The 23994-nt window shown below is 68.9% G+C and carries 15 protein-coding genes and 1 pseudogene; 4 read left to right on the top strand and 12 right to left on the bottom strand.

Annotated elements, in window-relative coordinates; genetic code table 11:
- Positions 1-13 precede the first annotated feature (13 nt).
- The 6 genes and pseudogenes from ACF07B_RS30475 to ACF07B_RS30450 form a co-directional block, all read right to left on the bottom strand.
- Positions 14-1446 (bottom strand): annotated as a pseudogene (locus ACF07B_RS30475) (hypothetical protein).
- Between the two features lie 172 nt (positions 1447-1618).
- Positions 1619-2968 carry a hypothetical protein gene (locus tag ACF07B_RS30470; protein ID WP_392181324.1) on the bottom strand — a complete coding sequence of 450 codons (1350 nt, stop codon included), beginning with the start codon at positions 2966-2968 and terminating at the stop codon, positions 1619-1621.
- A 180-nt stretch (positions 2969-3148) separates the two neighbouring features.
- The gene (locus ACF07B_RS30465; RefSeq protein ID WP_392181323.1) at positions 3149-3601 is read right to left on the bottom strand and encodes a hypothetical protein; all 453 of its coding nucleotides are present in this window, start codon (positions 3599-3601) and stop codon (positions 3149-3151) included.
- A 463-nt stretch (positions 3602-4064) separates the two neighbouring features.
- On the bottom strand, positions 4065-5126 hold the full coding sequence (locus tag ACF07B_RS30460) for an LLM class flavin-dependent oxidoreductase (protein WP_392181322.1): 1062 nt from the start codon (positions 5124-5126) through the stop codon (positions 4065-4067).
- On the bottom strand, positions 5126-5650 hold the full coding sequence (locus tag ACF07B_RS30455; protein WP_392181321.1) for an SRPBCC family protein: 525 nt from the start codon (positions 5648-5650) through the stop codon (positions 5126-5128). Before ACF07B_RS30455 ends, ACF07B_RS30460 begins: the two co-directional genes overlap by 1 nt.
- A 209-nt stretch (positions 5651-5859) precedes the next feature.
- On the bottom strand, positions 5860-6357 hold the full coding sequence (locus tag ACF07B_RS30450) for a helix-turn-helix domain-containing protein (RefSeq protein ID WP_362394894.1): 498 nt from the start codon (positions 6355-6357) through the stop codon (positions 5860-5862).
- Between the two features lie 409 nt (positions 6358-6766).
- On the opposite strand from ACF07B_RS30450, the gene ACF07B_RS30445 reads away from it, so the two are divergent.
- Both ACF07B_RS30445 and ACF07B_RS30440 read left to right on the top strand, forming a co-directional pair.
- Positions 6767-6961 (top strand): hypothetical protein, encoded by a 195-nt coding sequence (locus ACF07B_RS30445; protein WP_392181320.1) that lies wholly within the window; start codon positions 6767-6769, stop codon positions 6959-6961.
- Positions 6962-7650: 689 nt separating this feature from the next.
- Positions 7651-7779 carry a DUF6408 family protein gene (locus ACF07B_RS30440; protein ID WP_392181319.1) on the top strand — a complete coding sequence of 43 codons (129 nt, stop codon included), beginning with the start codon at positions 7651-7653 and terminating at the stop codon, positions 7777-7779.
- Positions 7780-7832: 53 nt separating this feature from the next.
- Here the strand turns inward: ACF07B_RS30440 and ACF07B_RS30435 are convergent, their stop codons facing one another.
- The 6 genes from ACF07B_RS30435 to ACF07B_RS30410 form a co-directional block, all read right to left on the bottom strand.
- Entirely contained in the window at positions 7833-9947 is a 2115-nt protein-coding gene (locus ACF07B_RS30435) for a DUF2075 domain-containing protein (RefSeq protein WP_392181378.1), read from the bottom strand.
- Positions 9948-10341: 394 nt separating this feature from the next.
- Positions 10342-12522, bottom strand: a complete 2181-nt coding sequence (locus ACF07B_RS30430) for a hypothetical protein (RefSeq protein WP_392181318.1) — start codon at positions 12520-12522, stop codon at positions 10342-10344.
- 2 nt (positions 12523-12524) lie between these two features.
- Complete coding sequence (locus ACF07B_RS30425; RefSeq protein WP_392181317.1) at positions 12525-13385, bottom strand: hypothetical protein; 861 nt, start codon at positions 13383-13385, stop codon at positions 12525-12527.
- Positions 13382-14218 carry a vWA domain-containing protein gene (locus tag ACF07B_RS30420; RefSeq protein ID WP_392181316.1) on the bottom strand — a complete coding sequence of 279 codons (837 nt, stop codon included), beginning with the start codon at positions 14216-14218 and terminating at the stop codon, positions 13382-13384. The genes ACF07B_RS30425 and ACF07B_RS30420 overlap by 4 nt, the downstream gene beginning before the upstream one ends.
- A 265-nt stretch (positions 14219-14483) precedes the next feature.
- A complete protein-coding gene (locus ACF07B_RS30415; protein ID WP_392181315.1) occupies positions 14484-14945 on the bottom strand; it encodes a restriction endonuclease in 462 nt (153 codons plus the stop codon).
- Between the two features lie 221 nt (positions 14946-15166).
- Positions 15167-15376, bottom strand: a complete 210-nt coding sequence (locus ACF07B_RS30410) for a hypothetical protein (protein ID WP_392181314.1) — start codon at positions 15374-15376, stop codon at positions 15167-15169.
- 305 nt (positions 15377-15681) lie between these two features.
- On the opposite strand from ACF07B_RS30410, the gene pglW reads away from it, so the two are divergent.
- Together pglW and pglX are read left to right on the top strand one after the other, a co-directional pair.
- Positions 15682-20373, top strand: coding sequence for a BREX system serine/threonine kinase PglW (pglW, locus tag ACF07B_RS30405; RefSeq protein ID WP_392181313.1), 4692 nt, complete (start codon positions 15682-15684; stop codon positions 20371-20373).
- Complete coding sequence (pglX, locus tag ACF07B_RS30400) at positions 20370-23981, top strand: BREX-2 system adenine-specific DNA-methyltransferase PglX (RefSeq protein ID WP_392181312.1); 3612 nt, start codon at positions 20370-20372, stop codon at positions 23979-23981. Before pglW ends, pglX begins: the two co-directional genes overlap by 4 nt.
- The last annotated feature ends 13 nt before the right edge of the window (positions 23982-23994 follow it).

Raw genomic sequence — 23994 nt, 5'->3', positions numbered from 1 at the left:
GGTGGACGAGCGGTCAGCGGCCGGTCGTGTCACGCGGGTGGGAGCGATGGCCGAGGGGCCGGACGGGCCCCGGAGCGAGTCGGCCCGGTCCGGGCCCGGTCAGCCCGGCCCTGAACAGTCCGTAGGCGAGACGTCGCCGCGCGGCGGCCCGGAGTTCGTCGCGCAGGGCGCCGCCCCGCAGCACCGCGTCGGGACCCAGCAGCCCCTCGACGACGGCGAGCGCACCGGCGGTGTCACCGTGGCGCAGCCGTTCACGGACGTCGGACAGGCCCTGCGGCTGCCGGTGCGTCTCGTCGATGACCCGGAGGCAGGGAAGCGGTGTGCCGGTCAGGGCGACCAGCAGCTCTTCCCGGCGGATCTCGGCCGGATCGTGGTCGAGCGGCACGAGGACGCCGTCGACCAGGCCGATCCGGTGCCGGGCTCCCCGGCATTCCACCAGGCGCGGCGCTCCCGCAGGGTCCGCGTTCCCTGGGGACCCGACCGGGGTGTGGTCCGGTACCAGCGCGGAGGCGACCAGCGGATGCAGCCGCTCGGGCTCGATGGCGCCGGCGCGGATCAGTGCCAGGTCGGGCAGCACCCAGGTCGCGGCGTCGGGCAGGGTCGGCACCGCGAGGGCGACACCGCCCCCGTCGGCGGGCACGGCGGTGATCCGCAGTGGAGGCGGACCGCCGCGTACCTGCTCCGCGGCCGGCTCCAGGAGCAGCCACCTGCGGGTCCCGAGCCGCACGGTCACCGTGCCCGCCGCGCGCCCCTCGTCGCGCAGCAGGATCGCCGCCTCCGCCGCCCACCGGCCGACGGCGCAGCCGAGGTCCCCGGGCACCGGACCCGGTGGATCCGCGCTTCCCCGGCGGGTGTCGTCCGTCGGCAGGTCGGCGCCGGAACGGGCCCGCAGCTCATCGGTCCTGCGGGTGTCCCACAGATGGCGGTGCAGATCCAGGCGGTACCGGCGACTGGGACGGGGGTGCGGATGGCGGCGGGCACCGGTGTCGAAGGAGAAGCGGTCACGGGAACCGCCGGGAGTTCCGTCCCAGAGCGCGAGGCTGATCCGCCGTCCGCCCAGGCCGGCGGCGTACGGACCACGAGGTGCACAGGCCGTACGGGATGCGCGCCCTCGTACCCGGCACGGTCGTACCGGGCCAGCGTGATGGTGAGGCCGGGACGCAGCAGCCCGTCGGGGGCGACTCTCGGCATGTGCCAGCGCAGCAGGTCGGGAGCCAGATGGCGTAGATCGCTGCGGATTCGGGACGCCAGTTCGCGGCCGTGCGTACGTGCCAGCGAACGCAGATCGAGGTCGATGTCGACGCCGGCGGCGGCGCACGCCCCCGCCCAGTCCCCGTGGCGGCGGCGGGCGGTCGCGGTCTCGATCATGGTGGGCGGCACGGCGAAGTCACGCACGCGCGGCCAGAAGGAGAGGAGGGAATCCTTGTACGCGGTCGAAGGGAGCATCAGCACTCACCTTGCGCGAACGGGTCCCCCCATCTGATTGCGGAGGAAGTCATCATCGCGGGGAGCGTAACCCGGAGCCGATCATCTGTCAGGTGCTTTTCGGCCGCGTACGACCCGGCGTCCGCCGACGGACACCGGCGGACGCCGGCGGACGCCGACCGGCACCGAAGGGTCAGGCCGGGCCCCTGGCCACGGGTCCCGCCGCGGGCCCGCCGCCGGACTCGATCAGGTGCGGGGTGCCGTCGTCGTCGAGGAACTCGACCACCGCGAGGGCCAGCAGGGCCAGTACCGCGATCCAGACGGTGACGACGGCCGTGGGGTAGTTCCAGACCAGCAGGATGACGACGGCGACCGCGACCACGGTCCAGTTGAGCCACGTCTTGACCCGGTGCACCCACGCGCCGACCGCGCCGAGTTCGGCCCCGGTCGCCGTCCGCACGGCACCGATCCCGCCGGTCCAGGCGGCGTTGACCCGGCTGGCCGCCCGGCCGCTGCCGGTCAGCCAGGCCGCCAGCGCCACGATGATGCCGAGCGTGATGACCAGACGTACCGACGTCCGCAGGTAGCGCACCAGGGTGTCGAAGACCGACCCGGCGGCGGGCTGGGAGACCGCTGCCGGGAGGCCGTCGAGATAGATCGCCCGGAAGATCCACAGCGCGATGCCGAGGACCGCGGCCCCGCCCGCCACCAGGAGCGCGACCGTGACGAGGGCACGACGTCTGCGTACGGCGAGCAGCACACCGCCGGCCGCCAGCAGCAGGGTCAGGACCGGCAGCCAGAACCCGACGAGCTGGAGCAGTCGGTAGAGCTTCTTGGCCTTGCCGATGGAGTCGGAGGTCATCACGGTGAAGTTCGTGTGGATCTGGGGGATCTTCGCGGCGATGGCGAGCCCCTGGTCGACGAGCGACTGCTTGACCTGGTCGATGACGGGGGCGAGGTCGATGACCACGGCGTCGTTGGTGAGCTTCACCGCTCCGCCGCCGCTTCCGGTCAGCGCCTTGTCCACGGCGGCGTGCGCTCTGCGGTTCAGCTCGGTCCACAGGGTGGCGAACGCGTCGCTGCTGACGAACCGCAGCGCCACGGTGTGCACGAAGTCGGTGAGACCGCTGGTGATCGGACCGCTCAGCGGGCCGATCGCCTTGGTCAGTGCGGGCCGGTCGGCGGGGGCGACGGATTCGAGCAGCGACTGGACGTCGACGTGCTGCATCACCGCGTCGGTCACGCGTTTGGCGACGGCGTCCTGGACGTCCGGGTCGGAGGCGAGCGGCTTCATGGTGGACACGTACCGGTCGGTGTTGCCGATCAGATCGCTCGACCAGGCCGCCACGGCACTCAGCGGGGTGAGCAGGGCGGCGAGGAGGACCAGCACGACGGCGAAGGTCGACCGGACGCGGTGGTGCTCGCGTCTCGGCCCGCGCCGCTCCAGTTCGGCGACCCGGGCCCGCAGTTCGGCGATCTCGTGGGCGCTCGCGCCGCCCTCGCCGGCGCCGCTCACGCCATGGCTCACGTCTCCGGTGCTCACGTCGTCTCCGGATCGTCGAGGGTGCCCGCGGGGCCGCGCGCGGGCATGTCCGCTCGCGTCCGGTCGATCACGTCATCCATGGCGTGTCTCGTTCCGCTCGGTCCGGTTCGTGGGTTCGACGGCACTGGGACGGCCCCGTTTCGGCGGTGCTCGCCCGCCGGCGGGCCGGAGAGGGGCGCGTCAGCGCGGGCGGTCGGGCCGGTAGGTGGCCAGTGCCCAGATGATGAAGACGTCGATGGCCAGCAGGATGACCGACCAGATCGGCGCGTACGGCAGGAACATGAACTGGAAGAGCATGCTCAGCGAGGCCAGCACGATGCCGGTGATCCGGGCCCACCCGGCGTCCTTGAGGATCCCCCAGCCGGTGACCGCGGCGATCACACCGAGGATCAGCAGGATCCAGCCCCAGCCGGTGAGATTGATGCGGTAGACGTAGTCGTTCACGCGCGCGTAGACATCGTCCTTGGCGATCGCGGAGATGCCCTGGAGGATGTTGAGGCCGCCGTTCACCAGCAGGAGGACGCCCGCGAAGGTGACTCCACCCGCCGCCCAGCCACTGCTGCCCGAGGGCGGCGGCCCCATGCCTCCCGCGGCGGGGGCGGCTCCGGACCACTGGTCTCCCCACAGCGGCATGTCTCCGCCGCTGGGCTGGGATCCCGTGCCGCCACCGGGCGGGGGGCCCGGAGTTCTCGAAGAATCCTGGCTCATGCTCGACCACCTCGCTGCGCTGTCGGCCGCCGGCCGTCCCCGTGCCGGAAGCATCGGGGAGTTCGAGCGTCCGCCCGCCGCTCCCCCGCCGCCACGGGGGTTCCCCCGACCGGGTGACGGCCTCGACGGCCGCCGCCGGACCGCGCGCCACACGACGGCCACCGCCGGACCGCGCGACGCGGGCAGCCGTCGCCGGACCGCGCGACGCGAGACGGCCGCCGCCGGGCCGTACGACGCGGGCATCCGTCGCCGGGCCGTACGACGCGAGACGGCCGTCAGGGGCCACGCGGCGCCGGCCCGGCCCGGCGCCGAGGCCGATGCAGAGCCGGAGGCGGAGGCGGAGGCGGAGGCGGAGGCGGAGGCGGAGGCGGAGGCAGAAGCGGAGGCGCTACCCGGCGATCACCGCGTTCTCCTCCGCCACGAGCGCCAGCGCGCGCCCCAGCGTCGTGAGCCGCTCGTCCAGGGTTTCGCCCGCGGGGTAGAGGCGGACGGTGTCGACGCCTGCGGCGCGCCAGACGCGCAGCCGTTCGCGGACCATGTCCTCGGTGCCGATCAGAGTGGTTCCGAGGACCATCTCGTCGGTCACGAGCCCGGCGGCGCCGTCCCGGTCCCCGGCCTGCCAGCGCTCATGGATCTCGGCGGCGATCTCCGCCCAGCCCTGCCTGCTGTAGGCGGCGTTGTAGAAGTTGGTGGTGGCGGAGCCCATTCCGCCCAGGCTGAAGGCGAGTTCCTTCTTCCGGCCCGCGACCATGGCACGCAGCGCGTCCTCGTCCTTTGCGAAGGCGACTTCCGCGCCCTGGCAGATGTCGAGGTCGGCGCGGGCGCGGCCCGCCGCCGCGAGCCCCGCGTCCAGGTGGTCGAAGTACGCCTCCTTGGCGCCCTCGGGCACGAAGCTGGTGCCCAGCCAGCCGTCGGCGATCTCGCCCGTCAGGTGCAGCATCTTCGGCGAGAGCGTGGCGAGATAGACGGGAAGCTCGTGCTCGGCCCGCACGGACAGCCGCATGGGCCGCGCCTCCCCGCCCGGCAGCGGAATGGTGAACTCCCTTCCCTCGTACGAGAGTTTCTCCCCGGCGACCGCCTGCCGGACGATCTCCACGGTTTCCCGCATCCGGGACAGCGGGCGCGCGAACGGCACGCCGTGCAGCCCCTCGATCACCTGGGGGCCGGAGGGTCCGAGACCGAGGAGGAAACGTCCGCCGGAGATGTTGGAGAGCGTGATCGCGGCACGGGCGATGGCCGCCGGGGTGCGGGTCCCGAGCTGGATGATCCCGGAGCCGAGCAGCAACCGGTCGGTCCGCGCCGCCAAGTAGCCCAGTGGAGAAGGGGCTTCGGAGCCCCAGGCCTCCGCGACCCAGCAGATGTCCATCCCGAGCTTCTCGGCCTCGACCACGAAGTCGACGGTCTCCCGCCAGTCGCCCGCCGACGCCTCGATCGTCGTGGAGGTACGCATCACGCACCCGCCCCTTCCGCGCTCTCGGCCAGCTTCCTGATCGCCTCGACGGTGTCCGTCATGCTCCGCTCGAACTCCCGCAGCCGCACGAACACGATCTTCTGTTCCTTTTCCGGCATCCGGTCGATCGCGAAGGACAGCCCCGAACGGCCCGGCCCCATCCGCATCCACTGGGTCAGCTCCGTGCCGCCGTCCACCCCCTCCAGGCCGAACCGCCATACGGCGCTGGGGTGTTCGGGGTCCGACACGGCCCAGGCGAAGGCCAGCGGCGGCTCGCACTCGACCACGTACGAGGTGGTCTCCCACTCCCCCAGCGACTCATGCCTGCTGCGCCCGACGAAGCGGGCGCCGACCCGCGGCTCCGTCTCGCCGTCGAGCCACGCGACCGACCGGAGCTCCGCGCTCAGGTCCGGCATCAGCCGGATGTCGGAGACGAGGTCCCACACCCGCCGCGGTGGAGCCTCGATCCGTGTCCGCACCTCGACGGTCGGCTGGTCCGCGTAGCGGGCGCCCGTCCACTCCATGAGTCTCCGGCCTTCCTCTCGTCCCCCCAGAATCTCACCCGTCCGGGGGCCCTGACCTTGAGAGTTGCGTAGATAGACTGTCATGTCAAGGAAAACCGCTCCCGGCGCGGGACCGGAAGCGGGGAGCGAAGAGGGAGCGGGGAGGGGACAAGACGGGACGGCGGGCGAGAGGAGGAAAGCGAGGGGAACGCGGAAGCCGCGACGCGCGCTCAGGCGGTGAAGCGCCTCTGGATGTCCGGGCGTTCGGCGAGGTGCGGCGGATAGCCGGGGCCGAGCCGCGGACGGGTGTCCTCGGCCGTCATCGGCTCACCGCAGTCGGCGCACACGACCGCGGCCTCGCTCGTGTGCCCGCAGCGGTCGTGGTGGAAGACGACCGGAGGCCCCTGCTCACCGCTGAGCCAGCGGTTGCCCCAGCTGTTCATGGCGGCCAGCACCCCGAAGAAGTCCCGGCCCATCTCGGTGAGCACGTAGTCGTACCGCACCGGGTCCGTCTGATAGGCCCGCTTCTCCATGAGCCCCTCGTCGACCAGCCGACGGAGCCGGTCGGTCAGCGTGTTGCGCGCGATCCCGAGCTCCTGCTGGAATGCGTCGAACCGCTTGATCCCGTAGAACGCCTCCCGCAGCACGAGAGGCGTCCACCAGTCGCCGAGCAGGTCCATCGTCCGCGCGATGGAACAGGGCCAGTTCGCAAAAGAAGTCCGCCTCACACGCCCAGCATACGAGGGTCTCGGAAATGAACTCGGCAGCTCGGAGCTCGGAACGGAGTGGATGTCGTGGATTTGACCGCGGCGGTACCGTGGCGCCCCCCATGGGCACCGTGGGGAGCTTGCCGGGACGGCCGTCCGACGATGCGACCGTTGTCCGGTACGGGCAGAAGGAGGTCCCGCCCGGCCTGATCGTCGCCGCGGTCGCCCTGTCGGTCGCCGCTGTCGGCTTGTCGGGAGCCGCGCTGGTCGGCAACGAAGTGGCTCGATGGCTTCTCGCCTCGGCCGGCGGCCTGTACGCGCTCTTGGGCCTGCTCATGCTGATGGGGACGGCCGTCGAGCCCAAGGACCGGTTCGTCTTCGACTCCACGGGGTGGTGGTGGTTCACCATGGACGGGGAAACGCTGCTGACGTGGGATTCGCTGGCCGGGTGTGCATCCACTCCACCGGTGACGCGCCCGCCGACCAGGGCACCGCGACACTCGAACCCTTCCCCGGCGGAGACTTCGACCGTGATCACCCCGTGCTGTGGCACCACGTACGGGACGCCGACCCGCCGCCGACGGTCTCCCGAGGCTGCGCTACCGCGTCGAGCTCACCAACATGATCAACGTGACCACGGACGTCGAAGAGGCATGCTCCCGCTGGGTTCCGCCGGGTCTCCGGCACGGCAACAAGTGGCAGCCCAAGGGCTACAAGGGCCGCCCCGACCGCACCGGCCACCGACGCAGACTGCGATCCCAGGCACAGACCCCGACCCCGCCGACGGATACGACGCCCCCGTCCGCGCAGCACGAGGTCGTACCGCCACGGGACGCCGTACCGCCCGCCGACCCGGTGGAAAAGACCCGCTCAGGCAGCCAGGACCGAACGGCCACGGGTGCACCAGCCCGACCGACTTCGGGACCACCCGGGATTGATCACACGCCGGTCGCGGTCACATCCGACGAACAGACCAGCGCGACACGGTGGCTGTCCTGGATCGTGTGCAACTGTTTGGCCCGGATGACGACCGCCCGGACGTGAAGTAGTGGGAGACGAACGCCGGACAGCCTCGGACACCTTCGTCCATGGCTGCGTGCTGGGCGACATCCGGAATCGATCATAGCCAACTCGGTTTTGCATTAGGGTTGTTCCCTGCTGCGCACCTTCCCGGAGGGTACGTCGGTGGTGTTCAGGTGCCGGTCCTCGGCTGTGACTGACGAGTGGTTTCCGCTGCGTGCTTCACGCGGTGTGACTGCGGATGCCCGGTAGGGCTGTCCCTGCCATTCCCAGCTCACCCCAGGAGTGGATACCGTGAACCCCGTTGAGTACACGCCTGCACGTCGTGACCGGCTTCGCAAGATTCTGGTCGACGTCGCGGCGGGGGTCGCCGCCAATCTCATGGTGGCGGCTCTGACCGCGGTAGCACACCTGGTCTTCTGACCAGGTAGGTGGCGGGCCCGGAGAGCCCGCCACTGCACATGTACGACCGTCCGTCAGAACAGATACAGCTCGTTCGGATCCGAGCCCGTGCTCTGGCGCTTCCTGCGAGGGCGCCGCCCTCGGCGAGGTCGAGGCAGATGGGGTACGCGCGCCACTTCAGGCAGATTCTCCCAGGTGGGGCGCAACCCGTGGATCTGAGCCTCGCCGATGAGCTCCTTCAGGTAGATCCGGGTCTCCTCGTCCGTCGAATAGAGCACCGTCGCACGGCTCGCCCGGGTCGTCAGCACGTGGTAGGCGTGCCGGACAAGCTGAGCGAATTGCTGATCGTCGACACTGCCGGGCCTCACCTTGGGGTCGAACGACCCGGGTACGGCAACACGCTTGAGGCCCGTTTCCCGTTCCTCCCGCTCCTTGCCTCGGCGGAACATCCATCGACCCTCCCGGCGCACCATGTCCTCACCCATGATCACGCCACACCAGTCCCACTCGAGTCCCTGCGCCGTATAGACACAGCCGATCTGGTCGAGGCCGTTCTCGTGCACGGACCAGATCTTCGACGGTGGCGCATCGTTCTCACAGAAGGCGTCGCTGTCGGCGTTCCACGGTCTGTGCCAGTCACCGATCCGTACGTCGGCCTCAAGGCGTCTTTCCTTGCCCAGCGGCTTGGTCCAAGGCCAGCAGTAGCCGGCGACCATGCGGGCGGAAGCTCCGGCCCGAGCCTCACTGCGGATGACCTGTTCGAGTTCCTCAGGGCTGTCCGCGACCTCGACGTGCATGAGTCCGTCCGGCGTCCACGGTTCCGGCTCCTCGCCCGAAACCCCGAGCATCGCTCTCACCCAGCGGATGTAGGCGTCACTGCCGCCACAGCGGAACTGCTCTCGAAGCGGGTACTTGACGAGGCTCGCGCCGTACCGCTCTGCGGCGTCTTCCACCAAGGCGACGGTGCCGACCTCGTGCGGTCGTACGGACTGCCCCTCGTCGAGAAAGAACACCGTCAGCCGGGACGCGTCGAGCAGCTCGTCTATCTGGGGCTTCGTTCCCTGGTGTTCGGGCTTCCAGAAACGATTGGTGGAGCGCTCCCGCAGACGATGGGCTTCGTCGCAGATCAAGACATCCAGAGGCGGAACAGGCGGGGTGACGAAGTTGCTGAAGTACGTGAAGGTCTCCCTGAATTCCCGGTCCCCGTAGCCGACATGCTGCTGGATGGCCCCGTTGAACGCCCGACTGCCGCTCGCGTACTTGACCGTCCTCCCTTCGGCTTCCAGTTCCGCCTTGATCTGGAGGCCGATGGCGCTCTTCCCCGTACCGGCACCGCCCGTGACAAGAAAGATCACACGTCGCTCGTCAGGTACGAGCGCAGGCCGCTGGGGATCCGGAAGGACTTTGGAAGCTGTGTCCAGGATCTTGTCTGCGACCTTCTTCTGCCGGCCCCGCAATGTGAAGACCGTGTCTTCTCCTCGGGAGCGGATCATGGCGTCGAGCAGGGGTGTGTTGCGCAGCCCCATCTTGTGCAGCAGTATCTCGGCCGCCGATGCGGCGCCCTCGCCGGTGAAATGCTTACGGAGATCTGCCAAGAGCTGCTCACGCCGGTCGTTCGTATAGACGCCGGCGTATGCGCCGGTCGGCGCATCCACATCGACCAACGGTCGCACCGAAGCCTCGGTGGCGTTGTGCAAGTAGGCGAAGCCGCCACATTCGAAGTCCAGTCCGTGCAGCGGCCCTCTGTCACCGGTGAACGCCTCGTAGTATTCACGGAGCTGCAGAGCAGGGTGCTTCTTCCTCCCCATGCCGGGTACGTGAACCAGCTCCGCGGTGGCTCGCTCCACCCTGGTCACCGTCGACCAGCGCTTCAACTCGACAAGCTGGACGGACAGTCCTCCCTCTTCGGGATGATGACCGACAAGAACCACATCGATGAGCCTGGGATCACCGGAGCGGTCGGTCTCGTCGAGCGTGGCGGCACACTCGACGATCATCTGCACGTTTCCGCGATCGGCTGCGACCAGATCCTCGGCAAGGTTCACGAGGCTCTCGGCCCAAGCGGATCGTTCCGTCTGTGAGGCGTCGGCTCCACGGAAGTACCGCCATCTGGCGGCCAGATGCGGAACCATGCGGCGTCTTGAATTCAGGGTCAGCAGATCCTGCGCTGCCAACTTCAGCAGGAGCATGGACACGAGGTGGTTCCCCCAGGGCACGAGTGTTTTCGTGCGGGTGGGGGCGTGTCCTCGTTGGGAAGCCCGTCGGGCCGCAATCGGTGACTGCGATCTTAAGGAAGCGGCCGTTCACTGCAGACCACGGCGCCACTGTCGGCGCAAAGCACAGCCAAGATGGCCGGATCATGTGTTCGATGGCGGAGGACTGGCCCGGTCGCCATCGTGACTGCCCGCCTGAACGGACCCCCACGAGTCTTCGCGGCTTGCCGCCTGTCTTCGGATCCGGGCAATGCATGATCGTGCCCACTGCGCGCCGGGCCAGCTGCACTGCCTTCGTGAATGGCTGTGAGCTGGGCCCCCCTTTTTCGCCGGACCCGTGCACCACGGTGTGTGGCGGCCAGGCCTGACATCAGCGACCGGTGTAGAGGAACCGCATGTAGCGTGTGTACGACAGCCCACGGTGCCGGAGCTTGGCGGCTCCCCTGGAGTCGCTCAACGCGCCGTGGAGCACACTGTTCTGCTGGAGCGCAACTGTGCGTCGGCCGAACTCCTGACGCTGTTGCCGGGCCCGGTCTCCGGCAAGCGTGTTCTCCCGGGAGAGCCGCTCCTGGCCGTCCTCCAAATTCTTCCGCGCCTGTTTGCGCGAGGCCTCGATTCCGGACTCCACGGCCTTTCGCTGGTCGGCGAGTTGAGCCCGGCGGCGCGTGCTGTCCCGCTCGATCGGCTGTCGTTCCGCCGCGCTGAGGGCGGCGGGTTGCCGGGCAACGGCGGACGCATGCAGGTCATTGCGCCAGATTTCGAGGGCGATGGCCTTGGCCTCGCCGATTCCCTGCACGTTGACGGTACGGCCGCCGTTCAGCACGAGTACGGCGCCGGTGCTGTTGTACGAGCTGTTCTGGACAGGCCGGTAGCCGGTGAAATCGGCGGCTGTCCGGATGCCCGCCGCTGCGAGACGGGCGGCAAGTGTCGGCCCGATGCCGTGCGGCGGAGACTGCGCGATCAGTCGCCGGCTGAGCCGCTCTCGGACGAACGCGGACTGTTTGTCGGCGAGCGCTTTGGCCAAGCCTTTGCGGAGTTCCTCCGCGAGCCCGTCGATCTTCTTGTCGATGTCGCGCTGCTTACGGACCTTGCGCTGCTCGGCCTCCTTCAGCTCGGCGTGGTACTGCGCTGTGAGTTTGCCCTGAGCGTGTGGATAGGCGCTGGTCCGCTTCAGCTCCGCCGCATCGAACTTCGCCTTCTCCTTGCGTAGCTTCTCGGCTGCCTTGGCAGGGTCCTCAAGCTTGGCCAAGTCGTCCGTCAGCCCGGCCAGGACGGCCCGTGACAGAGCCCTCTCCGCACGGCGGCTCCAAGCGAAGGTGGTTACCACAGCGGCGACAATGACGGGCGCCACGGCTGCGATGACGGGCTGCGGGAATCCGACCACAATCATCAAGGCGGTCGCGGCCAACAGCAGCGGCCAGAGGACGGCTGTGACGACGTCCAACGCCGTCCGGGTGCTGAAGCTGTCCGGTGAAGCGGTGGAGGGCGCGGACGATGCCGGGGCGGTCTGCGAGGGGACGTGCCCGGTCATCCAGCCGGGCAGTCCGCCCGTGCCCGGAGCAGGTGCCGTGGGGGGAGCCGACGCTGAAGCGCTCGTCGTCGCGGCGGTCCGCTGCTTGGGGATCGCATTGGCAAGCGGGGGAAGGAGGTCCAGCGGCTGGAAGGCCAAGGACCTCACCTGGTCGGCAAGGCCACTCACCGTCGGGTCGGGATGGGCGAGCAGCGTCTGGAGCCCGGTGGAGCCGCCCGGATTCTTGAAGTCTTCCTCGGTGAGCAGCAAGAACTCACCACTGGGCTCGTGCAGGCGATGCCACAGTGCCGGGTCGGCGGCGGTCGCCTTGAGCGACATGAAGATGACCCAGGCGGAGAACCGGTCGAGCGCCGCCCCGAAGTCATCGTTTCCGCGCAGGGGCGACTGATAGTTGCGGTGGCCGCGCTCAGTGCCTCCGAGGCCCGACAGCGCAGGCACGTACATGCCGTCGTAGTCGACCAGGCGCAGGGTGTCATCGCTCGCGACAAGCAGGTTGCCGTGCTGGAGGTCACCATGGGCGATCTCATGTTCCGACAGATCGCGGGTCAGCGCCTCGAACCGGTCGGCCAGACGGTCGACGGCGAACCGGTCGGTGTGGTTGTCGTCGAGCCAGGAGGACAGGGTGACAGCGTCGATCCACTCCATCTTCAGGACCGGGTACCGCTCCCGGCCGACGCCGATCGCGTCAGGAAGGTACTCGAAGCCGAGCTTCCAGGGCTGGGAGAGCTCGGCCGCGTCCAGTTGCCCAAGTCGGCTGCTGATGGCCTGGTAACGGCGTTCCTGGTCAGGGACGTGGCGGGTGAAGCATTTGACCGCGTACCGCCGACCCGACGCGGCCGAGGTGAGCGAGAACACGCTCGCGAAGGCGCCCGAGATGGCGCGGGGCAGGCCGAGCTTGGTCAGTTCCGGCCGTGCGCCCTTGAGTTCGGGATGCTCGAAGCACAACTGCGTGTGCTGCAAGGCCTCCGCGTAGTCGGCACCGCTGGGGAACTGCCTCTGCTGACCGGTGGGCGAACCCACGTTCACCGTCCTTCGAAATCGATCCGTACGACGGCCACATCGTCGTTGCGCAGTTGCCTACTGTTCCGGAGCCCGTTCAGCCAGTCCACGAACCCGCTCAGGTCGTCGGGCCCGGAGAACTCCAGCAACTGGCTGACCGCGACGTCCTGGTCAGGGGCCGACAGGAACCACGCGGCCAGTGCGTCGGTCATCAGGAGCAGCCGGTCGCCCGGCCGGCACCGGCCTTCGACGAACCGGGTACGGCAGGCCAGCAGTGCCGCGTCATGGTTACGGCTGCCGAAGAGGTCGGGGACTGTGCCGAACTCGTCGGCGGCTCCCACCGGGAACGCCTTCACCAACCGGTCGTCGCGCAGATGGAACAGACAGCTGTCCCCCAGGGCGGCGGCTCGCCAGCGCCATGCCGGTTCGGACGCGTCAGAGGCGGCATTCGTATCAGGGCCGTGCTCGGGGTCGACGCGCACAGTGAGCAGAGTCGCGTAGGCACCTTCGGCGAGCTTGGTGTGCTCGTACCACTTCAGCGGACGCCCTTCCGCGATGCGCGACTGCGTGTACCGCACAAGCCAGGGGTCCCACTGAGACACCGCCGACGACGCGAACTCCTCGAAAGCGGTGCCGCCGTCCAGCAGGTCCGGCCGCTCCATGGCGTGTTGGGCCGCCACGCGGGACAGCAGCCGGGCCCAGTCCTTGGCCAGGGCACTCTCCGTCGCCCCGTCGCAGACGCCGGCGGTGAGCGGTTCCCGCAGCATGTAGTCGTGAGAACGGCTGGGCAGCACGACGACGGCGTCCTCGCATTCCGCCTCGGTGCTCCCGTACTTGGGAGCCACGAGGTGCGTGACATACACGCAGGAGGGTGGAGCCGTCACCGCAGCTCGGTGGCGCGGGTGCCGATGTCGAGGAACTGCACGACCGTGGTGATGTCCGCGTTGTAGACGAAGCCGCGGGTGGACTCGCTGACCCGCTGGCCCTGCGAGGCGGCGTACGAACGCATGTGACTGGGCAGCGGGCTCGACATGGAGAAGAGGGTGCGGGCGTAGCTGTCGGGGAGACCGTCGGCGGTGTCGGGGAAAGCGGTCGGTGTGCCGCCCGCGGCGGAGACGTGCAGATTGAACAGCAGTGCCGCGCCGTCGGCCGTGGCGTGCGAGGTGATGGCCTCGGCGGCCGCGGTGGGGTCGCCGTCGGTCGACTCGCCGTCCGTCAGGTTGATGACGATCGGCGGGAAACTGGCCGGGTACCGCTCGGTCCAGCCGGCGACGAGGCCCTCGGCGTACTGAAGGGCGCGGTTCATCGGGGTTCCGCCGTGCGCGACCGGGTCCATCCACAGCGGGAAGTTGACCACCGTCTCGACGAGACCACCGGCGCCGTCGGACACCTTCTTGCTTCGCTCGTCGACGCGGGCCGGGTTGTCCGCCACCTCACTCAGGGGAACGATGTCCCGGCCGCCGAGCGACCCCGCGAACGCCGAGCCCACGGTGGCGCCGTAGCCCACGACCGCGACGTGGAAGTAGTCACGTACGCCTTCCTCTTTGGCGCACTTGACCGAGAGCTCGGTGAGGAGCCGGTTGATGGCATCGGCGACGACATCAGCCTTCTGCTGGGGAATCTCACCGCCGATGGGGTCACTCATCGAGGTCGACTGATCGACGAGGAAGATGATGCTGGTGGGATTGCTGCGGCTGATCTCTGCCGTATACGGCACGTTGGGCTCCCGCCGGACTGTGAAGAAGTCGGTCGTCGGAGGAGCTCGTACGACGTGCCGATGTGTCGGTCGCCAGCACGCACGCCGACCACCGAGATCCCCCGGTCGTAGGGTAGTGCGAGGACGTCGACGTGGGGCGGACGTTCTGAAAGTGCACGCGACGAGCTGGACCGCGAGTGCTCGATCTCATCGGACGTGTGCCCTCGTGCCGCCAACTCGCCTTCCGAGCAGCAAGGATTCGGGACCCTTCCGATACGCGGCCGTCTCAGTGCCGCCTCCATCGCCATGATCCCGGGGCGTAGTGCCTGCGCCCCGCGCCCTCGTCCGGAACGCGCAGAATTCTGTACAGCGGCTCACCCAGGTCCGCCCACCTCTCCAGCGCGGCCCGGTCCACGAGGTGGATCCCATAGCGTGGGCCGCTGGATCTCGCGGCTGCGGTAAAGCCTCCGGTGGTGACGATCACCGCGAAGTCGGCCCCGTGATCGTGGCGATACGTGCCGTTGACCCGCTGCACGTCCTGGTCCCCGACCCTTCGGTCCGGGCGCAGCCGCTTGCACTGCACGACGACCCGTCGCCGCGAACGGTCGACGACGAGTACGTCGGCGCCCTTGTCCCCCGCTCTGCCAACATGCCGCGCGGTCAGCCCGTCCCGGCGCAGCAGGGAGCAGACAGCCAGCTCGAAGGCCCGGGGGTCCAGGGCATCGAGATGCGCAAGCGAATACCTCACGGACCCGGCGGAAAGCGCCGAGCGGTCCGTCCGCCTCCGCACGGCCAGCCGCCCCGGCTTCAGGCCCAGTCCCACCGCCACGGCGGTCAACGCGATGCCACCTGTTCGCACCGGCCACAGTTCAGCCGCCTGCCACAGACCACTGATCCCCGCGAGGGCACCCGCGCCCCACACCCACCAGGGAACGGCCGCCCACCCTCCTTGGCTCCGCCCGCGCCGCATCAGGCGGCCGGGCCGAAGAGCGCCCACGTGCCCCAGGCCAGCCCGAACAGCGCGAGGCCCGCCAGGTCGGTGATCGTGATCAGTGTCCAGGTGTGGTCCCGGCAGCGCGCGAACAACCCCTTGCGTCTCCGGCGACATGGCCTCTGGAGGGTGGTCGGACCTCCGCACCGCGACACCAGCACGATGCCGCCGATCACCAGTAATGCCATCACGAGCAGCATCGGACCCCCCGTTCCCCGACCCAAGCCTCCATGAGTAACGGGAAGCGCTCCGGCACGACCAGTGCTTCTTCGGTCGAAGCAGCCGAATTGCCGGCGCATTGGAGCACAAACGACGTCCTCGTCCTCGCATGTTGCCCGCGCGCCCCCGAGCGCACGGACTGCGGATTGACGTACGGCTTACCCGTTGTCACCGGCCGGAGCTAGGATTCACCAGGTCCGCAACGTGGCGGAATCAGCAGGTGAGGCCACGATCGGGCAGTGATCGGGGACAGGGCTGAGAGCGGAGACGGCGCATGCGGCAAGGCGGCCGGTGGACCACGGTCACCGACTCCGAGTTCGATCATGAATTCCGTGGCTTGGAAGCCATCCGGGAGAAACTGCCGGACTCTGATCCCTGGCGAGCGTGGTCGAACTTCACCTTCACCGCCCACACCGGTCATGTCCGTGAGGTCGACCTCCTCGTCGTCGCTCCCGGCGGCGTCTACATGATCGAGCTCAAGGACTGGCACGGCTCCGTGACCAGCGAGAACGGCACCTGGGTCCAGACCACCCCGGGCGGCCACCGCCGCCCGCACGGCAACCCCCTCCACCTCGTCAACAAGAAGGCGAAGGAACTGGCCGGCCTGCTCGGCCAGAACGGCAGGCGGGTGTGGGTCGGCGAGGCGGTCTGCTTCACCGACGACGGTCTGCGCGTAGGCCTGCCCGCCCACGACCAGAACGGCGTCCACACCGTCGACGAGCTGGTCGCGATGCTGAAGCAGCCGCCGCGCGACGAGCGGCGCCGCATCACGGCCGTCGACTCCCGCGAGATCAAGACGGCGCTCGAACGGATCGGCATCCGGCGCAGTGACGCGGAGTACAAGGTCGGCCCGTATCAGCTGGACCGCAAGTCCTTCGACTCCGGCCCGACCTGGGCCGACTACAAGGCGAGCCACAGCGAGCTGCCCGAGGTGGCCCGGGTCCGCGTCTATCTGAGCGAGCGCGGGTCGGAGGCGTCGATCCGGCGGTCGGTGGAGAACGCGGCCCGTCGTGAGGCGGCCGTACTGCAGCGGTTCAAGCACCCCGGCGTCGTCCAGCTCAAGCAGTACTACCCCTCCGGGCACACCGCGGGCCCCGCCCTGATCTTCGACTACGACCCGCGCACGCTCCGGCTGGACGAGTACCTGCTCCAGCACGGCAAGAGCCTCGACATCCTCGGCCGGATGGCGCTGGTCCGCCAGCTCGCCGAGACGATGCGCTCCGCGCACTCCGCCCGCATCCACCACCGGGCCCTGGCCGCCCGCGCCGTTCACGTCATCCCCCGCAACCGTGGCCGCCGCGGGCAGACGGTCGGCGAGGAAGCCGCCTGGCTCACCCCCCGCCTGGAGATCTCCGACTGGCAGATCGCCACCCAGCGCGCCTCCGGCACGGACGGCGACAGCGGATCGGGCGTGACCCGCTTCGCGCCGACGGCCCTGTCGGCGATGCACCTGGCGGAGGCCTCCGACCCGTACTTCGCCCCCGAGCTGACCGCTCTCAAGGCCGACCCGGTCTACCTGGACGTGTACGGCCTCGGCGTCCTCACCTACCTCCTGGTCACCGGCAAGGCCCCGGCCGCGAGCCAGGCCGAGCTGCTGGCCCGGCTGGAAGCGGGCGAGGGACTGCGCCCCAGCTCGCTGGTCGACGACCTCTCCGAGGACATCGACGATCTCGTGCAGGCGGCCACCGCCTACCGACCCGGACAGCGCCTGTCCTCGGTGGACGAGTTCCTGGACATGCTGGAGATCGTCGAGGAAACCCTGACCGCGCCGACCTCGGCTCCCGACCCCGGACCGGCCGAGGACCCCGAGAAGGACCCGCTGGACGCGGTGGCCGGCGATGTGCTCGCCGGTCGCTGGGAAGTCCGCCGCCGCCTCGGCACCGGGTCCACGAGCCGGGCCTTCCTCGTCCGCGACCTCGAGGCGGAGGCCCGCAGGACCCGGCCGCTGGCCGTGCTGAAGGTGGCACTCTCGGACTCCCGGAGCCAGCTCCTGGTCCACGAGGCCGAGGTGATGAACCGGCTGCGCCCCGACTCCCGGGTGATCCGGCTCGTCGAGCCGGCGCCCGTGCACATCGGGCCCCGCACCGCCCTTGCCCTGGAGTACGTGGGCGACGAACGCGAGGCCACCGACCAGGGCGACGAGGCCGCCGACTCCGGCACGGGCACGCGCACCCGCCGCCGCGAGGAGACGGTCGCGCGCCAGTTGCGCGAGCACGGCCGCCTGAAAATGGACCAGTTGGAGGCGTACGGCGACTACCTGTTCGGTGCCGTGGACTTCCTGGAGGGCGAGAGCGTCTGGCACCGGGACATCAAGCCGGACAACATCGCCATCCGTATCCGGCCCAACCGCACCCGCGAACTCGTCCTCATCGACTTCTCCCTGGCGGGCTACCCGGCCAAGGACTACGAAGCCGGTACGGACGGCTACCTCGACCCCTTCATCGGCACGCTGACCCGTACCGCGTACGACTCGCACGCCGAGCGGTACGCGGTCGCCGTCACCCTGCACCAGATGGCCTCGCGCGAGCTGCCCCGGTGGGGCGACGGCTCGGTGCCGCCCCGGATGACGGACCCGAAGGAGTTCCCGTACCCGACCGTCCAGGCCGACGCCTTCGAGCCGGCCGTACGGGACGGACTGGTCGCCTTCTTCCGCAAGGCCCTGCACCGGGACGCGGCGCAGCGCTTCCCCGAGCTGAAACCGATGCGGGACGCCTGGAAGCGCATCTTCCTGGACGCCTCGCAGGCGGTCCCGTCGAGCCACCGCACCCGCCACCCCGAGCCCGCGCCGCAGGAGACGGTTGAGGGCGAGCGCCCGACGGCCATCGCGGACGCCGAGCCGGTAACCGCCGACGAGCAGCGTGAGCGGCTGGCGGCGGCGGTCACCCGGGACACCCACCTGTCCGGCGCCGGTCTCAGCCCGGCCGCGGAGGCCTTCCTCTACAGCCTCGACATCACCACCGTGGGCGGCCTCCTCGACTACAGCCGCAGCAAGCTCCTCAACGCGCCGGGCCTCGGCACCAAGACCCGGACCGAGGTGCAGCGCCGTCAGCGCCAGTGGGGCAGGCTGCTGCGCGAGACACCGCTCTCCCCGCTCACGCCGAAGGGCCGCGCCGAGGCCAAGGAGGAGCTCGCCCAGCTCACCGCCGCCGAGTCGGCGGTCGCCGGAGCCCTGGCCGTGGGCGAGGGGGCGGAAGGCCTGAGCGAGTCCGCGTTGCGCTCGCTCAGTCTCGACCTCCTCGCCACGCTCTTCGTCCCGGAGCTGAACAACAACCGCTCCAACAGCAACAAGGTCGAGATGGTCCGGCTGCTGCTGCGCCTGCCGGACGAGCGCGGCGAACTGCCCGGCATCGGCGTGTGGCCCAAGCAGAAGGACGTGGCGGACGCCCTCGGTCTGTCCGCCGGGCGCATCCCGCAGATGCTGAAGGAGGAGCGCAAGCGCTGGAAGAAGCACCCGGCGGTCCAGGCTCTGCGCGACGAGATCATCGGCCTGCTGGTGGGCCTCGGCCGGGTCGCTCCCGCCGTGGAGATCGCCGACGCCCTCGCCGTACGGCGCGGAACCCAGCTCCTCGGCCGCGAACAGCGGCGCGCACTGGCTCTGGCCGCGGTACGAGCCGTAGTGGAGGTGGAGCAACTCCAGCCGGAGGAGGCCGAGTTCCAGCACCAGGCCAACCGCAGGGCGACTGAGGAGGCGCTGGCCGCGGGTCTGCTCGCGCTGGACGTGCGTGAGGTCGACGCCCCGGACACTCCGACGGCTCCGGGTCTCCTCGACTACGCGACCCGTCTGGGCAGAACCGCCGACCGGCTGACCCGTCTGGACACGCTGCCGACCGCCACGACGGTGCTGAGCGAGTTGGGCGCGCTGACCCCGCCGCCCGGGGTGGTGGACTGGGACGAGCGGCGGCTGGTCGAACTGGCCGCTGCCGCGTCGGTCAACGCGGCGGCCACACCCCGCCTGGAGATCTATCCGCGCGACCTGCCCCTCGTACGGGCCCTGCGCCTGACCCAGGCCGGACTGGTGCGGCTGACCCCGGGCATGCCGGAGGCGCGGCAGCCGGGCCTGACGGGCGAGGACGTCCACGAGCGGGTACGGGCCCGCTTCCCCGAGTTGGTCGTCAAGGACGGCCGGGGCACGAGCACGCACGAACTGCCGACCGGCGGCCCTCTGACCAAGGCACTGCGCGAGGCGGGCTTCGACCTGACCCTGTCGACGCGCGAGGGCGAGAGCACCCTGCGCTATCTGCCGACACGGATGGACAGCGCGTCCACCTATCTGACGGGCGGGAACTGGCGTCAGTCGACGCAGGCCGGCGCGGTGACCCGCTACTCCGACGACCCGCTGGTGGCGGGCGGGATCCGCGCGGACGAACGCCTGCTGGCCTCGGCCCGGCGGGACGGCTACCGGGTCCTGACCGTGCACCACGGCCGTACGGTCCAGGCGGTCCGCAGACTGGCGGGCCACCGCATAGGAGCCCAGCCCGTCTCCGTGACCGAACTCTTCCTGGAATCCATGCACGCTCTGGTCCCCCCGGGCACGAAGCCGACCTGGGACACGCTGCTGAAGGCGGACGTGGCCGAGCCGGGGTCGCGGGGCGCGCTGAAGTTCACGGAGTACGCGCGGACCGCGTGGGGCACGGTGGAGCCTCGCATACGGGAACTGCTCGCCCCCGGGGCGGGTTCGGGCCCGGTCCTGCTGACCGAGGTGGCCGTGTTCGCCCGGTACGACGGGATGGGCGTCCTCGACCGGCTCGCGGAGGCGGCCCGTCAGGGCGGGCGCGGACTGTGGCTGCTGGTGCCGCAGGCGGACCCGGCGCGTGAGCCGAAGCTGGGACACACGGCGGTGGCCTACCAGTCCGGCCTCGCCGAATGGATCGACCTGCCGGACTCGTGGGTGAAGAAGGACTACCTGTCCGGGGTGACGGACGTGAGTGTCATGAGCGTGAACGGTACCGAGGGAGACATCGAGTGATCGACCGCAAAGCCCTGCTGGAAGACCTGAAGCAGCAGGTCAAGGCGGTCGAGACCGATCTCGGCAAGCAGGTCAAGGTGGTACCGGAGGGCGAGAAGCTGCGCGCCGAGTACGACCGCGCGCGCAAGCTGGGCCGTACGGCCGCCACCTGGAACTCCTGGCTGGACGAGCGGGTGACCCAGGTCGCCGTGGCATGGGTGCTCGGCACGGTCTTCGTCCGCTTCTGCGAGGACAACGAGCTGATCCCGGAGCCGTACCTGACGGCACCCGAGGGCGACCGTCGTGATCTGGCGTTGGCCCGCTTCGAGGAGTACGTCGCGAGGTCGGACGACCCGACGTACCGAGGCTGGCTTGAGCAGGCCTTCGACGAACTGGGCACGGGACAGGCTGGCCGGCTGCTGTTCGACCGCCGGCACAACCCGCTGTTCCAGATCCCCCTGTCGCACGACGGCGCAAGGGAGTTGGTGGACTTCTGGCGTGGACGGGACGAGGCCGGTGTCCTAGTCCACGACTTCACGGACGCGCTGGAGGAGGACGGGGACGGCACGCGGGGCTGGGACACGCGCTTCCTGGGTGACCTGTATCAGGACCTGAGCGAGGCGGCGCGTAAGACGTACGCGCTCCTCCAGACCCCGGAGTTCGTGGAGGAGTTCATCCTCGACCGGACGATGGATCCGGCGGTACGGGAGTTCGGCTACGAGGGCCTGAAGATGATCGACCCCACGTGCGGGTCGGGGCACTTCGTGCTGGGTGCGTTCCGGCGGCTGGTGCGGCTGTGGGCGGAAGGTCGTCCGGGGAAGGACGTGCACGAGCGCGTGCGGGAGTCGCTGGATTCCGTGCACGGCGTGGACCTGAACCCGTTCGCGGTGGCTATCGCCCGGTTCCGGTTGCTGGTGGCGGCGATGGCGGCGAGCGGGGTGCACACGCTGGCGGAGGCGGCCAAGTACGAGTGGCCGATCCATCTTGCGGTGGGCGACTCCCTCATCAAGCACCGTCACAAGCAGGGGAACCTGTTCGACGACTTGGAGGAGGAGGGGGCTGATGAGCTGGCCGACTTCAAGTACGAGACTGAGGATGTGCACGAGCACCCGGGAATCCTGGATCCGGGCCGGTATCACGTAGTGGTAGGAAACCCACCTTATATCACCGTCAAGGACAAAAAGCTTAGCGAATTGTATCGTGAGCTATACAGTAGCTGCTTCCGCGAATACGCGCTCTCAGTTCCCTTCGCTCAACGCTTCTTTGAGCTAGCAGTTAGCGGCAAAACAGGCGGCCACGGCTACGGCATGGTCGGGCAGATCACGTCAAACTCTTTCATGAAACGCGAATTCGGGAAGAGGCTCATCGAGAGCTACTTCAGCAATCAAGTAGAACTCACCGAGATCATCGACACCGCTGGCGCACATATTCCGGGGCATGGAACTCCGACTGTCATCTTGATCGGTCGGAGATGCACTGGAAACGCGCGATCTCCGATCCTTCGAACCGTCCGGGGCGTTCAAGGGGAGCCGGCAAGGCCTGTGGATCCGAGCACTGGCTTCGTCTGGCGAGCGATTCGCGACCAAATCGATGGCGGAAAATCCGAGAGTGACTGGATCAGCGTCGTAGACACGACTCGCGAAGAAATGTCCACCCATCCCTGGAGTCTCGCAGGTGGAGCAGCCGTCGATGTCATGCAAAGACTGGGAAAGTCCCCTAACAAACTAAACGAGGCCGTTGACGAAATTGGCCTATCCATTGTCACCGGCGAGGACTCCGCTTTCGGAATGGCGCCAACAAAAGCCATGGAACAGCGCGGCATTCCACTATCTCCGGCAATCGATGGACAGAATATCAGGGACTGGGCCCTGCAAGAGCAAAGCTGGCTTCTGACGGCATACGAGAGCGACTATAAGCTCTCCAGCGGACCGGCTCATGACGAGTTGCAAAAATACCTGTGGCCCCTCCGTCGCACCCTCGAACTCAGGAAGAAGTTCAGCGTAACGCTACTGGAGCGCGGTATCCCATGGATCGAATGGCGCGAAATCTACCGAACAAAGCTCTCCGCTACAAGCCTCATCGCGTTTCCGCTTGTGGCAACACACAACCACTTCCACCTACAGCGCCGGGTAATCCCTTCAAAACACTCGACCACCGTTATCAAGCTGCGAGACGAGGCAAGCCAAGAAGAATACCTTCGATTGCTGGGTCTACTTAATAGCTCCACCGCATGCTTCTGGCTCAAAATGGTCAGCCACGGAAAGGGAAACGGCGGCGTCAACGAAGGAATGCGTGGCGAGAAATGGGAGGAGTTTTACGAGTTCACTGGAACTAAACTACAGGAATTCCCCCTGCCCTCTTCGCAGTCGAATTCTCCATTCGCTGCTCTTGACGCTCTTTCCCAGCTAAGCACCGTCGACACCGGAACCCTCGGGCAAGGCGCTAGCCCGACCCCGGCGGATGTGCGAGTGGCCCGTGATGTCTGGCATTCCACTCGTGCTCGGATGATCGCACTCCAGGAGGAACTCGACTGGCAGGTCTACTCGCTCTACCACCTCCACCGCGAAGACCTGCGCGTCTCTGAGGACCCCGACTCCCCCGAAATCCCGGCACTTGCTCTCGGAGAGCGTGCCTTCGAGATCGTGCTCGCTCGTCGCGTCGCCGCAGGCGAAGCCAGTGACGAATGGTTCAAGCGGCATGGGTCCACGCCCATCACCGAGATTCCTGCCCACTGGCCCGCCGCATACCGCGAGGTCGTCCAGAAGCGGATCGACGCCATCGAGTCGTCCCGCGCCATCGGCATGATCGAGCGGCCCGAGTACAAGCGGCGCTGGGCCACCGAAGGATGGGACGCGCTTCAAGACAAGGCGCTACGGAGCTGGTTTCTCGACCGGATCGAGGACCGTGCGCACTGGTTCGACGAGAACGGGATGCCTGTCCTCGTCACCCTCTCCCGCCTCACGGACAACCTCTCCCGCGACGAGGACTTCGTCTCCGTCGCCAAGATCTACGCTCCCCACAAGGAACTGCCCGCCGTCGTCGCCGAGTTGATGACCGACGAGCACGTGCCCTTCCTCTCTGCCCTGCGCTACAAGCCCGCCGCTCTCAAGAAGCGCGCGGACTGGGAGCACGTCTGGGATCTCCAGCGGGAGGAGGACGCGGCCCCGGACGAGTCGGCCAAGCGGAAGATCCGGGACTCCATCCCTGTACCGCCGAAGTACACCTCGGCGGACTTCCTGCGCCCCCCCTACTGGCGTGCGCGCGGCAAGCTGGACGTGCCCAAGGAGCGGTTCATCTCGTACGCGCGGGCCAACGTGGCCACCCCCGACCTGTACGGCTGGGCAGGCTGGGACCACCGTGAGCAGGCGATCGCGCTGGACACGTACATCGCGACCCACGAGGGCCTGGCCACCGAAGAGGTGACCCCGCTCCTCGCCGGACTGCTGGAACTCCAGCCGTGGCTGAACCAGTGGCACAACGAGTCTGATCCGCTCTTCGCCCCGACCCCCGCCAAGTTCTTCGAGGGAGACCGGCAGATGGAGCAGGGCAAGCACGGCCTCACGGACGACGATCTGCGCGCCTGGCGCCCGGCTGCCGCGGCCAGAGGACGCCGCACCACCAAGAAGTAGCTTGCCACCCACA

This window comes from Streptomyces sp. NPDC015532, from assembly GCF_043078065.1.
In the GTDB taxonomy this organism is placed as follows: Bacteria; Actinomycetota; Actinomycetes; order Streptomycetales; family Streptomycetaceae; genus Streptomyces.
The sequence above is the reverse complement of the archived record's forward strand: the minus strand, read 5'-3'. Positions and strand labels throughout refer to the sequence as shown.